The organism is Planktothrix tepida PCC 9214 (genome assembly GCF_900009145.1).
Classification (GTDB): Bacteria; Cyanobacteriota; Cyanobacteriia; order Cyanobacteriales; family Microcoleaceae; genus Planktothrix; species Planktothrix tepida.
Genome location: NZ_LN889782.1, coordinates 1,117,347 through 1,131,728 on the forward strand (window position 1 = coordinate 1,117,347; position 14,382 = coordinate 1,131,728).

The window sequence follows — 14,382 nt, forward strand, 5'->3', positions numbered from 1 at the left end:
TTCCTTGTTCTGTTTAATTTATGATTACGGTAGAAGAATTAATTAAAAAATATCAGCTTATTCCTCATCCTGAAGGGGGATATTTTCGAGAAACCTATCGTTCAGAGGGGGTAATTCCTCATCAAGCTTTACCGGATAATTTTAAAGGCGATCGCAATTATTGTACAGGAATTTATTTTTTATTGCCTCAAGGAACCAAATCCTGTTTACATCGAATTCAATCCGATGAAATGTGGCATTTTTATTTAGGGGGTTCAATGACTTTGGTGTTAATGCACGAAGACTATGGCGTACAGAATATTATTCTGGGTTCTGATATTCAACAAGGGGAAACGGTGCAGTTTGTTGTTCCGGCGGGATGGTGGTTTGGCGGTTATCCTAACTCAGAAAGTGTCTATAGTTTTGTCGGGTGTACCGTTGCGCCAGGGTTTGATTTTGCCGATTTTGAATTAGCGAGTCGGACTGACTTGATCTCCAAGTTTCCAGAGTCTTCTGAACTGATTTTAAAATTAACTCCTGATGCTTAATTAAAGGTACAATACATCCTTTATGCTCTATTAATTTAACAGATGGTAGAAGATTTATTAACCTTTGTTTTAGGCAGTTTTGCGTCCTTATTCCCCATTGTCGATCCCTTGGGTGCTGTGCCGATATTTTTAATTTTAGCGGCGGGCTATTCTCCAGAGTTGCAACAAAAATGTGCGCTTAAAACTTCCTTGAGCTTTGTAGGAGTTTTAGTCTTCTTTTTATTAGTCGGAGATGGAATTTTAGAATTCTTTGGTTTAGCAATGTCTGGGGTAAAAGTAGCCGGAGGAATTGTAATTTTTGAATCAGGATGGGAAGCGTTAAAAGCAGAACCCAGATTAACCCCAACGGAAGAAGAAGCCTTAAGTTGTCAAATTCAAGAACATAAAGATATTTCCTTTATTCCCTTAACCATTCCTTTATTAGCAGGGCCAGGAGCGATCGCCGTAACATTAGGATTAGCCGCCCAAGCTGGCGAAACTTTATCCTCAGAAACTATATTACATTTAGGGGCGATTATTGTTGCGATTGTCCTGATTGGAATTTTAGTTTATGGCTGTTTAATTCTATCCCGTCGTTTACTTAATCTTTTAGGAGAAAATGGAATTATTGCCTTTACCCGTCTTCTGGGTTTATTTATTTTAGCCCTGGGTGTACAATTAATCTTAAGTGGGTTAGAAGACTGGATTGAAGGTTTATTTTCAACCTATTTATCCGATTTAATCTCTTTGCCTCGATAGAGAAATTCTCAAAACAGGTTGATCCTTAAGTCCTTCTGTCCCAACGCTCAACACCTCACACTGGATGTAAAGAATAATCCTAAAGTTAGGTCTTCACAAAAATCTAACTTCAAGAGATTCTATTCGTTCTAAAATATTCTTAGAATCCAATGCAGAAGGGTATTTTTGTAGAAATAACATCATTTAGCAGCCTATTAAAAAATTAATATGGATCTTAAGACTGAATTTTTATTTCTGCATCCCTTTCATCCTGAGCAATTAACACTTTATATCAACTCTAATGACCCTTTCTCAACCCAAATTCCAACATATCCAGGGGATTATTCTGTTGATCGTCGTTACTTTACTTTGGGGAACAACATTTCCCTTGGTTAAAGATACCATTCATAGTATTTCCCCAGGTGTATTAATTGCTATCCGATCTGCTTTAGCGGCGATCGCTTTTTCCCTGCATTTACGGAGTTTGAATCTGAAGTTAATTCGAGATGGGATTATATTAGGAATTCTACTCTTTGCTTCCTTAGCCATTCAAGCGATCGCATTAGAAACTCTCTCCGCCAATCGTGCTGCTTTTATTGCCAGTTTAAACGTCATTTTAGTTCCCTTATTAGGGCAATTATTCGGTCAAAAAATACGACGGGGACTATTCTTAGCCGCCGGACTGGCGTTAGTGGGGGTGGGGGTGATGTCCTGGGAAGGCGGAATGCTGACGGCTGGAGACTTGTGGATGTTATTAGATGTTCTGCTTTATACCAGCTATATTTTGCTTTTAGAAGCCGTCACCTGCACTCATTCATCTCAACCCTTGACCGCCATTCAGCTTGTAGTAATGACGGTTTTAGCGACTGTATGGACGTTACCGGATTTGATGGGACAATGGCAGGGGATTCAGGGTCATTACGTCCCTTTATTATACCTGGCAGTGGTGACGGCCGTTACGACTTGGTTGCCTGCGATCGCTCAACATTGGGTTTCTGCCTCAGAAACGGCTGTAATTTATACCTTTGAACCTGTTTTTGCATCCGTATTTTCCTTTTGGTTACTCGGTGAAACGTTAGGACTGCGGGGTTGGTTTGGAGGGGCAATGATTTTAGCAGCAATGTTTATTAGTCAACAACACACGAACCCGACCGGCTTGAAGGGTGAAACAAGCTGTGAAGAAAATATTCTCATTCCTACAATTGAACCCCTGGTAATGAGTGAGGAAATTTGTATTAATTTTTCTTGGAATCATCCCGAATTAGGAACAGAACCAATCCCTGTATTGGCGGCTTCAATTCCCCATCCAGAGTTAATAGAACAGAGAATTGAAAGATTAGAAGAACCGGGAAGGATAAAATAATTTTATTCGGTCTGATCTTACATTCGTTCTAATACCGAAATTCCTAACAGAGATAACCCTAATTTTAAAGTTCGTGCGGTTAAATCACACAAAGCAATACGGGAAGTTCGTTGAGGTTCTTCTGCGTCCAAAACCGAACATTGATCATAAAATTGATTGAATTTTTGGCTTAATTCAAACAAATACAAGCATAAACGGTTGGGTAATAAATCCTGGGAAACCTCTACTAAAACCTCTTGTAATTGCAAAAGATGTTTAGCTAATACCAATTCTGTCTCGGCTTGCAAAACTAGGTTAACATCCGTTCCCAACTGTTGCCAATTAATATTCCCTTTACGACTAATGCCTTGAATTCTGGCATAGACATAAAGCATATAGGGGGCTGTATTGCCTTGCAACGCTAACATTTTATCAAAGCTAAAAATATAATCACTGGTGCGATTTTGGCTTAAATCTGCGTATTTAACCGCACTCAAACCTACAACTTTCGCAACCTGATCAATAAATCCTTCAGTTTCCGTGCGAGCTTCTTCGGTGATGCGGGTTTCTAAATCGGTTTTGGCATAATTTACTGCCTCATCTAATAACTCTCTTAACCGCACCGTTTCCCCAGAACGGGTTTTTAATTTTTTGCCATCTTCTCCTTTGACAACTCCAAAGGAAACATGAACTAATTCGACATTTTCCGGTATCCAACCTGCTCGTTTTGCTACTTGCCAAACCTGCATAAAATGGTTTGATTGTCCCGCATCAGTCACATAAATAATCCGGGTCGCTTTTTCGGTTTCAATGCGATGTCTTAAGGCGGCTAAATCCGTTGTCGCATAATTATAACCGCCATCGGTTTTTTGTACAATTAAGGGTAAAGGTTCCCCCTCTTTATTGGTAAATCCTTCTAAAAAGACACATTTTGCCCCTTGGTCTTGCACTAATAATCCAATTTTGTCTAATTCCTCAATAATAGCAGGTAAAAAGGGATTATAAAAAGATTCTCCTCTTTCGGTTAATTGAATATCGAGATCATCATAAATTAACTGAAATTCTCGCCGAGATTGTTCACACAATAATTGCCAAGCTCGACGGCTATCTTCTGCCCCCGCTTGTAATTTTACCACTTCTTGACGGGCTGTTTCTTTAAAGGTTTCATCTTGATCAAATCTAACTTTGGCTTGCCGATAAAATTCGACTAAATCCCCTAAATCTAACGCATTCGCAGTCGTTAAAGCATCGGGATAAACTTCTTTTAAATAAGTAATTAACATTCCAAATTGAGTGCCCCAGTCCCCAACATGGTTCAGGCGTAAAACATCATGTCCTTGAAATTCTAAGATTCTGGCAATACAATCTCCAATAATTGTAGAACGCAAATGTCCGACGTGCATTTCTTTGGCAATATTGGGGCTGGAAAAATCGACAATTATTTTTTGATTGGGGTTTGCTTTAGGAATGTTTAACCGTTCATCTCCTAACATTTTTTGCAGTTGGGTTTTTAAATAATCGGTTTTTAAGCGTAAATTAATAAAACCAGGGCCAGCAATTTCGGGAGTTTCGCAAATTCCATCGAGGTTTAAATGGTTTATGATTTGAGTTGCGATCGCTCTCGGATTACTTTTTAAAGGTTTGGTTAAAGACATCGCCACATTACATTGATAATCCCCAAATTTGGGATTTGTTGCTGCAACAACCATCGGGTCAGTTGTGGCGAAATCTTCCCCAAATGCGGCGACTAACGCTTGATTAAATTTAATTTTGAGCAGTTCTACTGTAGATGTCATGATTAACTCTTTCGACTTAAGGCTTCCTTGAAAGCTGTGCTTTTGAGTCGATTGTACCTTGAATTCAGTCCATCCAGAAAATAGCCTATTGCTGGGCTTGGTTCTTAAGTCCTGATCTACTCAGGTGGCTAATGGGAGAAGTTTACATTCTGTTACAGAGTAAGATTTCTTCCCCCACCTACTGATCTGGCGTCGGGAAGGGGTGGCTAAATCCATTTCAAAATGAAATAATTTATAAATGTATTGAAATTCAATCGAAATCATATTACACTTTCCCTATCGATTTATGATGGATTCTGCATCAAAGTCCATCGCCAGGGTGAGATCCCTAGCTCAGAAATTACGTTAAAGGTGAGAAGTGTGATGACTCGATTATTTGCCCGGTTAAACGTTCCTTTTTGGCTGCGACACCTCTCAACAGCCCTAAAACGTCGTTCTCTTCTAAGGTTTATGGGTTTATTTGCGGGTGGCTTATATTTAAGTTTTGCCTTAGCCGCTTGCAGTAGCGGAAATTCTGCCAATACTCCAACTTCTGTCGCCACCAACACAGCCACCCCCTCCAGTTCTGTGGTTAGAATTGGCTATCAAAAATCCGCTACCCTCCTCAACGCCTTAAAATCCCAAGGAACCTTAGAAAAGCGTTTACAACCCCAGGGAATAACTGTTCAATGGTCGGAATTTTCGGCTGGCCCCGCAATTTTAGAAGGCTTAAACGTCGGACAAATTGACTTTGGTTACACCGGAGAAACCCCGCCCATTTTTGCTCAAGCCGCGAATGCGCCCTTAGTTTATGTTGCCTATGAACCCTTGGGGCCGAAAGCCGAAGCGATTTTAATTCCCAAGGATTCACCCATTCAAAGTGTTGCCGATTTAAAAGGGAAAAAAGTTGCTTTAAATAAAGGTTCAAATGTGCATTATTTACTCGTAGCAGCCTTAGAAAATGCCGGGTTGCAATATAGCGATATTACTCCGGTTTTTCTGCCTCCGGCTGATGCAAGAGCCGCCTTTGAACAAGGAAGCGTTGATGCTTGGGTCATTTGGGATCCTTATTTAGCCGTTGCCGAAACTGCGATTGGGGCAAAAATTTTAACCGATGGTACAGGATTAGTAGAAAACCGAGGCTTTTTCTTAGCCTCTCAAAAGTTTGTTGAGCAAAATTCTCCTGTAATTACTGCCATCTTAGAAGAACTGAAAACCACCAGCGAATGGGCAAAAACTAACCCTCAAAAAGTTGCAGAATTTCTATCGAAAGAAACAGGAATTGATGTTAATTCTCTGTTATTAGCTGAAAGTCGTCGCAGTTATGGTGTTGATCCCTTAACTCCAGAAACCATTTCAGGTCAACAAAAAATTGCCGATACCTTCTATCGTTTACAACTGATTCCACAACAAATTAGCATTCAATCGGCGGTTAAAAATCTATCTTAACGGGTTCTTTTGTTAACTAATTATTGCAGGAATAAAACAATGCAAATTCTTTGGTTTTTTCCCACTCACGGAGATGGACGTTATTTAGGAACGAGCTATGGCGGACGAGCCGTTACTCTGGACTACTTAAAACAAATTGCCCAAGCCGTTGATCACCTGGGCTACACAGGGGCACTGATTCCGACGGGACGCTCCTGTGAAGATGCTTGGATCGCTGCGGCATCCCTGATTTCCGTCACCCAACGGATGAAATTTTTAGTCGCCCTCCGTCCCGGGATGACTACCCCTAGCACCGTAGCAAGAATGGCGGCTACCTTTGATCGCCTTTCAGGAGGGAGGTTACTGGTAAATGTCGTCACCGGAGGCGATCCCGTTGAAATGGCGGGGGAAGGGTTGCATTTGTCCCATGATGATCGTTATGCGTTAACCGATGAATTTCTCCAAGTTTGGCGAGGAGTAATGGCCGGGGAAACGGTTGATTTTCAGGGGAAATATTTGGATATTCAAGGGGCAAAATTGCTATTTCCTCCCGTACAAACCCCCTATCCGCCTTTATGGTTTGGAGGTTCATCTCCCGCAGCGATGCAGGTAGCAGCCAAACACATTGATGTGTATTTGACCTGGGGAGAACCCCCGGAACAGGTGGCGGAAAAAATTTCCCAGATGCGCCAATTGGCGGAAGCTCAAGGTCGCACAATTCGGTTTGGGATTCGTCTCCATGTGATTGTCCGCAACACCTTAACTCAAGCTTGGGATGCCGCAAATGAATTAATTGAATATGTGGATGATGAGGCGATCGCAATCGCCCAAAAAGCTTTATCCCGAACAGATTCCGAGGGACAACGACGGATGACTCAACTGCATGGAGGCTCAAAAACTGCCCTAGAAATTAGCCCCAACCTGTGGGCGGGTGTGGGGTTAGTGCGGGGTGGGGCGGGAACGGCTTTAGTGGGGGATGCGGATACCGTTGTTAAACGGATGCTGGAATATCAACAATTAGGAATTGAAACGTTTATCTTCTCCGGTTATCCCCATTTAGAAGAAGCGTATCGCGTTGCTGAATTGTTATTTCCCCATCTTCCTTTAGAGTATCAACCTCCCTCTTTAGAGACGAATATGATGAGTCCTTTTGGGGAAATTATTGCTAATGATCGCCATCCCAAATCTCAACGGATTCCCACTCCTACTGCGTCCTAAATTATGGCTAAAAAAGGATTAGATACCGTTTTAAATCATCCGATTGTTCCTTGGATTGTACCCGTCGGATTTTTGCTCATTTGGCAATTTTTATCTCAGGTGGGATGGTTATCGAATCGGGTTTTACCCGCCCCAACGGATGTCCTACAAGCTGCGATTAAATTAGGGTTAAGCGGTGAATTATTCAAACATATTCTGATTAGTACCCAACGAGCGATCGCAGGCTTCATTGTTGGGGGAATAATTGGGGTGGCTTTGGGCTTACTCAATGGCATTTCCCAACCAGCTAACAGAATTCTGGATACCTCTGTGCAGATGGTCAGAAATATTCCTCACTTAGCTTTAATTCCCTTGGTCATTCTTTGGTTTGGAATTGGGGAAGAAGCCAAACTTTTTTTAGTGTCTTTTGGGGTATTTTTTCCCCTTTATATTAATACTTGGCATGGAATTAAAACCGTTGATGCAGGATTAATTGAAATGGGGAAAGTTTATGGTTTAAATCCTTGGGATTTATTTTGGCAAGTGATTCTGCCAGGGGCGTTACCGTCTATTTTAGTGGGAGTGCGCTATGGATTAGGAATTATGTGGTTAACCTTAATTGTTGCCGAAACCATTGCGGCGAATTCAGGAATTGGTTATATGGCGATGAATGCTCGTGAGTTTATGCGAACGGATGTCGTGGTTTTAAGTATTCTCATGTACGCCTTACTGGGAAAATTAGCCGATGCGATCGCCTGTGGATTAGAAGCGAAATTATTGCAATGGCATCCAAGTTATCAATAGAAATAAAAGGAGAATGTACAGTATGAATACAAAAATTAGAGGCTCAGATGTGAAACTTTTAGGATTGAGTAAATCCTTTGGTCAAACCTCTATTTTATCCCATTTGAGCTTAGACATTAAGCCCGGAGAATTTGTGGCGATTGTCGGGCGTAGTGGTTGTGGAAAAAGTACCTTATTACGATTAATTGCTGGGTTAGATCATCCGACGGCTGGGGGGATTTTAGTCGATGGAGAACCCCTGCATCAACTCAATCCCACTGCACGGGTGATGTTTCAAGATTCCCGTCTATTATTGTGGCGGCGGGTATTAGAAAATGTGGGTTTAGGATTGCGGGGAGACTGGAAACCGAAAGCCTTGGAAATGCTGACGCAGGTGGGTTTAGGGGAACGCGCTCAGGACTGGATTGCCGTTTTGTCGGGGGGACAACGACAACGGGTCGCTTTAGCCAGGGCGTTGGTGAGTCAACCCCGTTTACTCCTTCTCGATGAACCCTTGGGGGCGTTGGATGCTTTAACTCGAATTGAAATGCAATCTTTGATTGAACAATTGTGGTTAGAAAAGCAGTTTACGACGTTATTAATTACTCATGATGTTGAAGAAGCTGTAGTGTTAGCAGATCGAGTTTTGTTATTAGAAGCAGGGCAAATCACGATGGATTTAGATATTCCCATTTCTCGTCCTCGTCATCGCGGTGATCCGACCGTTGCCAGATTAGTTGAACGAATTTTAGCACGGGTTTTAAAGAGTCACTCTTCTGTTCAAAACCCATTTCAATTAGCAGGATTAGGTTCACCAAGATATCAATAAGAAATCTTTAAATTGAATCTATTCATGTTTTAAATTCTAACATAGGAGTTTTTCTAATGGCAAAAATTGTAGCGATCGCAGGCAGTCCTTCCCATCCTTCTCGGACTTATGGAATTGTCGAATATGCCCTAAATTTACTGGCTCAAAATGGGTTTGAAACCGATTTAATTTCCGTTCGAGATCTCCCTTCAGAAGATTTAATCTTTGGACGCTATGATAGTCCGGCTTTAGAACCTGCAAAAGCCTTAATTCAAGCTGCATCAGGATTAATTGTTGCTACACCTGTTTATAAAGCGGCTTATACTGGGGTATTAAAATCCTTTTTAGATTTATTACCGCCTAAATTTCTATCAGGTAAAGTGATTTTACCCATCGCTACTGGGGGAACAATTGCCCATTTATTAAGTATTGATTATGCTCTTAAACCTATTTTATCAGAATTAGGCGCGGAATATTTATTAAATGGGGTTTATGCAGTTGATAAACAAATTCAACGTCAAGAAAATGGGGGGTTTTTATTAGATGAAGAGATTGAACAACGCTTACAAAAATCGGTTCACGATTTAGGACAAACCGTTGAGCAGATATCTAACCTTACCGAAAAATTAATTCCGGCATAAATTTTATGTTTTGGGGCTGAAACTTATTCAGCCCTAATTCAACTTTTTTAGGACAACATTATTAGCATTAATCAACCCTGAAATCCTAGTCTATTAGACACAGATTAAAGGTGCATCCCTAGGGTGATATTCTGGGTTCTCTGGTAAGATTCAATGAAAATTATCTAATACCGACTTGTGCTAAGACCTGAAACAGAAGAGAATTAATAAAACTCAAAGCTAAAGCCCCAATTACAGCACTCCAAATTCCCCACCGTAAGCTAAATCCTTCCACCAGTTTAGCCGCTAAGGCAAACATCACAACGTTGAGAATAAATGTAATAAAAGATCCTGCAAAAATTAAAGTTGCTGGGAGGAAAATTAAGACTAAAAGAGGGCGTACTAAAGCATTAACCAGTCCAAAAACCGCCGAAGAAATCAAGGCTTTTTTAAAATCATTAATTTCAACACCAGTAAATTGACTGAGTTGAGCAATTAGATATAAACTGACGGCTGTTACTAACCAAGCAATTAACAAACTGACTAACATTTTCCAAACTCCAATTTCTGATAAAGCTTGATTTTACACCCTCAACTCTAAGTGATCACAGTTTCAAGATAAAACGATAAAATCTTTATTTTTTCTTAATAAAAATTTATACAACCTTCTCCCCAACTCGATAGGGAGAAGGTTCAAACATTAAACATTAAATCGGAATAACATCACATCTCCTTCTTGAACAATATATTCTTTTCCTTCACTACGAACTAACCCTTTTTCCTTCGCCGCCGTCATCGAACCTGTCGCCACTAAATCTTTATACGCAACGGTTTCCGCCCGAATAAATCCCCGTTCAAAATCAGAGTGAATAACTCCGGCGGCTTGGGGTGCAGACATTCCGGCTTTAATTGTCCAGGCACGAGTTTCTTTCGGGCCAGTGGTTAAATAGGTGCGTAATCCTAATAATTCATAAGTGGCTCTAATTAAGGATTTTAAACCCCCTTCTTCTACGCCTAAAGACGCTAAAAAGTCCGCTCGTTCTTCTTCGGATAAATCCACTAATTCGGCTTCCACTTGGGCTGAAATAATTACCACTTGAGCATTATCTAATTTTGCGACTTCTCGGACTTTTTCAACCTGTTCATTACCTGTTGATAAATCATCTTCTGACACATTTGTTGCATAAATCACAGGTTTTTGTGTGACTAACCCTAACCCTTTAACGGCTTCTATTTCTTCTTCGGTTAATGTTGCTTGACGGGCGGGTTTTCCTTCATTTAATAATACTGCAACTTTTTCTAAAGCGGTGACTTCAATTTGAGCTTCTTTGCTGGTTCTTGCTTGTTTGCGGGCACGGTCAATACGTCGTTCAACTTGGGCTAAATCTGATAAGGCTAATTCTAAATTAATAATATCAATATCACGCAAGGGATCAACAGAACCCGCTACATGAATAATATCATCATTTTCAAAGCAGCGCACGACATGAACAATGGCATCTACTTCTCGAATATGGGATAAAAATTGATTTCCTAACCCTTCTCCTTGACTCGCTCCTTTTACTAATCCTGCAATATCAACAAATTCAATTCGAGTGGGAATAATTTGTTCAGAATTAGAAATTTTTGCTAAAACGTTCAACCGTTCATCGGGAACTGCGACAACGCCGACATTCGGTTCAATAGTACAAAAGGGAAAGTTAGCCGCAGTCGCCTTCGCATTAGCAACTAAAGCGTTAAATAATGTCGATTTACCAACGTTGGGAAGTCCAACAATTCCGGCTCTTAGCATGGGTTCGATGGTTGAGTTAAACGTTCAATAGACTATCAATTTATAATTATAAACTGTTTGGGGACAAATTTAACAAATTTATAATTTAACACAATTTACGCTACAGTAATATAAAATTAATGCAGTGCGAGCGTCCTCGCTCGCTAGTTATAATTAAAAGTTCATAATGATTTGCAAGACAGACAATATCGAGTAAAAATATGAGTCAATCTCTTAAAATAGCAGATTTATTTTCAGGAATTGGGGGATTTAGGCTGGCTTTTGAAAAAGCGGGTTATCAATGCGTATATTCTTGCGAAAAAGATCCCGCCTGTCAATCGGTTTATTTCGACAATTTTGGAGAACAGCCAGAGGAAGATATTACTAAAATTGATTATCAGAATATTCCTCAGTTTGATGTCTTAACGGCAGGTTTTCCCTGTCAACCCTTTAGTATTTGTGGAAAACGTCAAGGCTTTCAAGATACCAGAGGAACCTTATTTTTTCATATTTGCGAAATTATAGAAACCCATCATCCTAGGGTTGTTGTTTTGGAGAATGTCAAGCATTTGTTACATCATGATCAAGGGAGAACCATTAAGACTATTTTATATTCCTTAGAAGATTTAGGCTATTTTGTAGATTATCAATTATTGAATGCTAAAGACTTCGGACTTCCTCAAAATCGAGAACGGGTAATTATTATTGCTTGCAAAGATAAAAAATTTTCTTTTTCAAAACTGCAAAGGGTTTATCCTGTGCCTAAATTAAGATATTTTTTAGATAAAAAGGGGAAATTCGACTACTTAAACCCGGAAGATTATACATTAATTGAAGGTTATAAACAGCAGTCATCTGGTTTAATTTTTGTAGGATATCGAAATAAAAATATCTGGAAAAAAGGAATCAGGCCGAATACTGAACATTTATCGAGGGTACATCACCAACCAAATCGAATTTACTCCATTGATGGAGTCCATCCTACTATTCCATCCCAGGAAACATCGGGACGTTTCTTTATTTATATTCCCGAAGAAAATCAAGTTCGTAAGTTAACCATCCAAGAATGTTATAGAATTATGGGATTCCCTGATACCTTTAAATTGCATTCCAATTTAGGAGAATGTTATAAACAGATTGGAAATTCTATCTGTATTCCTTTATTCCAAGAACTTGCAATTCAGATTAAAGAACAAATTTTTGATATTTTTGAACATCAGCGTTTATTAGGATAGAACATTATTCAATGTTAGAACAATCTCAAACCCCCTTATTAACCGCCTTAAAAAATTGTGCTAATCAACCCGATACTCCCTTTTATGCTCCTGGACATAAACGAGGACAAGGAACTTCACCGTTATTAATAGAACTGTTAGGAACCCAACTCTTTAAAGCGGATTTACCCGAATTACCCGAACTCGATAATTTATTTAATCCTGAAGGTGTCATAGCAGACGCTCAAGCTTTAGCTGCTGAAGCATTTGGTGCTGAACAAACATGGTTTTTAGCCAACGGTTCAACGGCGGGAATTATTGCAGCAATTTTAGCCATTTGTGGAACCGGAGATAAAATTTTAGTTCCTCGAAATGTACATCAATCTGTAATTTCTGGGTTGATTTTATCCGGTGCGATCGCAATTTTTATACAACCCGACTATAATCAAACTTGGGACTTAACCTATAGTATCACCCCGGAAATTATTGCTCAAACCCTACAACAACACCCCGACGCGAAAGCCGTCTTAATGGTGTATCCGACCTATCAAGGAATTTGTGGAAATATTACCGAAATTGCTAAAATTACCCATCAATATCATATCCCCTTAATTGTCGATGAAGCACACGGTGCCCATTTTAATTTTCATCCTAATTTACCCCTATCAGCCTTAAAAGCTGGAGCAGATTTAACCATACAATCAACCCATAAAGTTTTAGGTTCCCTCACCCAATCTTCCATGCTTCATGTTCAGGGAAATCTTATTAACCGAGAACGATTATCCCAAACCTTACAATTCGTTCAATCGACCAGTCCCAATTATATTTTATTAGCCTCATTAGATGCGGCTCGTCAACAAATAGCAACCCAAGGCTATGATTTAATGAGTCAAACCCTATCTTTAGCTAAAATTGCCCGAACTGAAATTAATAATATTCCAGGTTTATCTAGTTTTGGAACACCTGACTTTCAACCTACATCAGGATGTGTTACCTTAGATTTAACTCGTTTAACCGTTAAGGTTTCAGACTTAGGAATCAGTGGTTATGAAGCCGATGAAATTCTCCGTCAACAATTCCACGTTACCGCAGAACTTCCCAGTCTTCATCACCTCACCTTTATTATCAGTTTAGGAAACACGAAAACCGATATTGAACAACTGATTAACGCACTCAAAACCCTTTCTATTCAACACCCTCCCATCACCACCCCCGGTCAAAATTTCTTCCCTACACCCCATAACTTGCCCTCCATACCCCCTTGCTCTTGTCGAGAGGCTTTTTTTGCCCCAACAGAACAGCGTCCCCTAGCAGACTGTATTGGGCGCATCAGTGCAGAAATGATCTGTCCTTACCCACCGGGTATCCCAGTATTAATGCCTGGTGAAATTGTGACCTCTGATGCACTAAAATTTTTGCAACAAGTGATAGCTTTGGGTGGGAAAATAACAGGATGTAGCGATCCGAACCTGCAACAGCTTAAAATTGTTAAAGGTTAAATCAATAATAGACATCGATTCAGTTATCCCTAAGCTGATCATTACAACTTTAAACCAAGCCCCAAAAATGTCCAAACTTTGGCCCTATGTCACCCCTGGTATTCCTGATGATTTATTTGAACGGTTACCGGGTATTCCGTTGAGTAAGCGAGAAGTTCGGTTATTATTAGTGTCTCTCATGCGACTACAACCCGACTCAATTGTCTGGGATATTGGGGCAGGTACTGGGACAATTCCGGTGGAAACGGGGTTATTATGTCCTCATGGTCGAATTATTGCCATTGAACGGGATGAAGATGTGGCGAATTTAATTCGGCTGAATTGTGAACGGTTTGAAGTTAAAAATGTTGATGTTATTGAAGGGAACGCCCCAGATTGTTTACAGGATATTTCCTATCTTCCCCATCGGGTTTGTTTGGAAGGAGGGCGACCCATTAAAGCGATTTTAAATGAAGTTTGGAAATATCTACAACCTCACGGACGAATTGTGGCGACTGCATCAAATTTAGAAACTCTTTATGCTATTTCTGAAGGGTTTGCTGAATTACAAGTCCGTAATGTGGAAGTAGTTCAATCTGCCATGAATCGCTTAGAAAAAAGGGGAAATCATCAAACCTTTGAGGCTGTTAATCCCCTGTTTATTTTAAGTGGGGAAAAAATAGATTGAATTCAAAATCTAAACCCCTATCGAGACGTATCAT

General features: G+C 40.1%; 13 protein-coding genes and 1 pseudogene. 11 read left to right on the forward strand and 3 right to left on the reverse strand.

Annotated elements, in window-relative coordinates:
• Positions 1–20: 20 nt before the first annotated feature.
• The 3 genes from PL9214_RS07840 (at position 21) to PL9214_RS07850 (ending at position 2,607) form a co-directional block, all read left to right on the forward strand.
• The gene (locus PL9214_RS07840) at positions 21–527 is read left to right on the forward strand and encodes a cupin domain-containing protein (RefSeq protein ID WP_072718213.1); all 507 of its coding nucleotides are present in this window, start codon (positions 21–23) and stop codon (positions 525–527) included.
• Positions 528–569: 42 nt separating this feature from the next.
• On the forward strand, positions 570–1,265 hold the full coding sequence (locus PL9214_RS07845; RefSeq protein WP_072718214.1) for a MarC family protein: 696 nt from the start codon (positions 570–572) through the stop codon (positions 1,263–1,265).
• A gap of 280 nt (positions 1,266–1,545) precedes the next feature.
• Positions 1,546–2,607: a DMT family transporter gene (locus PL9214_RS07850; protein ID WP_072718215.1), complete on the forward strand. Its 1,062-nt coding sequence runs from the start codon at positions 1,546–1,548 to the stop codon at positions 2,605–2,607.
• 17 nt (positions 2,608–2,624) lie between these two features.
• Here the strand turns inward: PL9214_RS07850 and argS are convergent, their stop codons facing one another.
• Positions 2,625–4,382 (reverse strand): arginine--tRNA ligase, encoded by a 1,758-nt coding sequence (gene argS, locus PL9214_RS07855; RefSeq protein ID WP_072718216.1) that lies wholly within the window; start codon positions 4,380–4,382, stop codon positions 2,625–2,627.
• 243 nt (positions 4,383–4,625) lie between these two features.
• Here argS and PL9214_RS07860 point away from each other — a divergent pair, with 243 nt between their 5' ends.
• The 5 genes and pseudogenes from PL9214_RS07860 to ssuE all read left to right on the forward strand — a co-directional run bounded on the left by PL9214_RS07860 (position 4,626) and on the right by ssuE (position 9,218).
• The gene (locus PL9214_RS07860) at positions 4,626–5,810 is read left to right on the forward strand and encodes a sulfonate ABC transporter substrate-binding protein (RefSeq protein WP_222425210.1); all 1,185 of its coding nucleotides are present in this window, start codon (positions 4,626–4,628) and stop codon (positions 5,808–5,810) included.
• Between the two features lie 39 nt (positions 5,811–5,849).
• Positions 5,850–7,007 (forward strand): FMNH2-dependent alkanesulfonate monooxygenase, encoded by a 1,158-nt coding sequence (gene ssuD, locus PL9214_RS07865; protein ID WP_072718218.1) that lies wholly within the window; start codon positions 5,850–5,852, stop codon positions 7,005–7,007.
• Between the two features lie 3 nt (positions 7,008–7,010).
• Positions 7,011–7,790 (forward strand): aliphatic sulfonate ABC transporter permease SsuC, encoded by a 780-nt coding sequence (gene ssuC, locus PL9214_RS07870; protein ID WP_072718219.1) that lies wholly within the window; start codon positions 7,011–7,013, stop codon positions 7,788–7,790.
• 124 nt (positions 7,791–7,914) lie between these two features.
• Positions 7,915–8,598: pseudogene (locus tag PL9214_RS07875) on the forward strand (ATP-binding cassette domain-containing protein); the annotation flags it as partial.
• A 56-nt stretch (positions 8,599–8,654) separates the two neighbouring features.
• Positions 8,655–9,218: an NADPH-dependent FMN reductase gene (ssuE, locus tag PL9214_RS07880; protein ID WP_072718221.1), complete on the forward strand. Its 564-nt coding sequence runs from the start codon at positions 8,655–8,657 to the stop codon at positions 9,216–9,218.
• Between the two features lie 160 nt (positions 9,219–9,378).
• Here the strand turns inward: ssuE and PL9214_RS07885 are convergent, their stop codons facing one another.
• Entirely contained in the window at positions 9,379–9,747 is a 369-nt protein-coding gene (locus PL9214_RS07885) for a phage holin family protein (RefSeq protein ID WP_072718222.1), read from the reverse strand.
• A gap of 150 nt (positions 9,748–9,897) precedes the next feature.
• Positions 9,898–10,989 carry a redox-regulated ATPase YchF gene (gene ychF, locus PL9214_RS07890; protein WP_072718223.1) on the reverse strand — a complete coding sequence of 364 codons (1,092 nt, stop codon included), beginning with the start codon at positions 10,987–10,989 and terminating at the stop codon, positions 9,898–9,900.
• Positions 10,990–11,189: 200 nt separating this feature from the next.
• Here ychF and PL9214_RS07895 point away from each other — a divergent pair, with 200 nt between their 5' ends.
• The 3 genes from PL9214_RS07895 to cbiT all read left to right on the forward strand — a co-directional run bounded on the left by PL9214_RS07895 (position 11,190) and on the right by cbiT (position 14,348).
• A complete protein-coding gene (locus PL9214_RS07895) occupies positions 11,190–12,203 on the forward strand; it encodes a DNA cytosine methyltransferase (protein ID WP_072718224.1) in 1,014 nt (337 codons plus the stop codon).
• A gap of 11 nt (positions 12,204–12,214) precedes the next feature.
• Positions 12,215–13,681 carry an aminotransferase class I/II-fold pyridoxal phosphate-dependent enzyme gene (locus tag PL9214_RS07900; protein WP_072718225.1) on the forward strand — a complete coding sequence of 489 codons (1,467 nt, stop codon included), beginning with the start codon at positions 12,215–12,217 and terminating at the stop codon, positions 13,679–13,681.
• Between the two features lie 67 nt (positions 13,682–13,748).
• Positions 13,749–14,348, forward strand: a complete 600-nt coding sequence (gene cbiT / locus PL9214_RS07905) for a precorrin-6Y C5,15-methyltransferase subunit CbiT (protein ID WP_072718226.1) — start codon at positions 13,749–13,751, stop codon at positions 14,346–14,348.
• Positions 14,349–14,382: the final 34 nt, after the last annotated feature.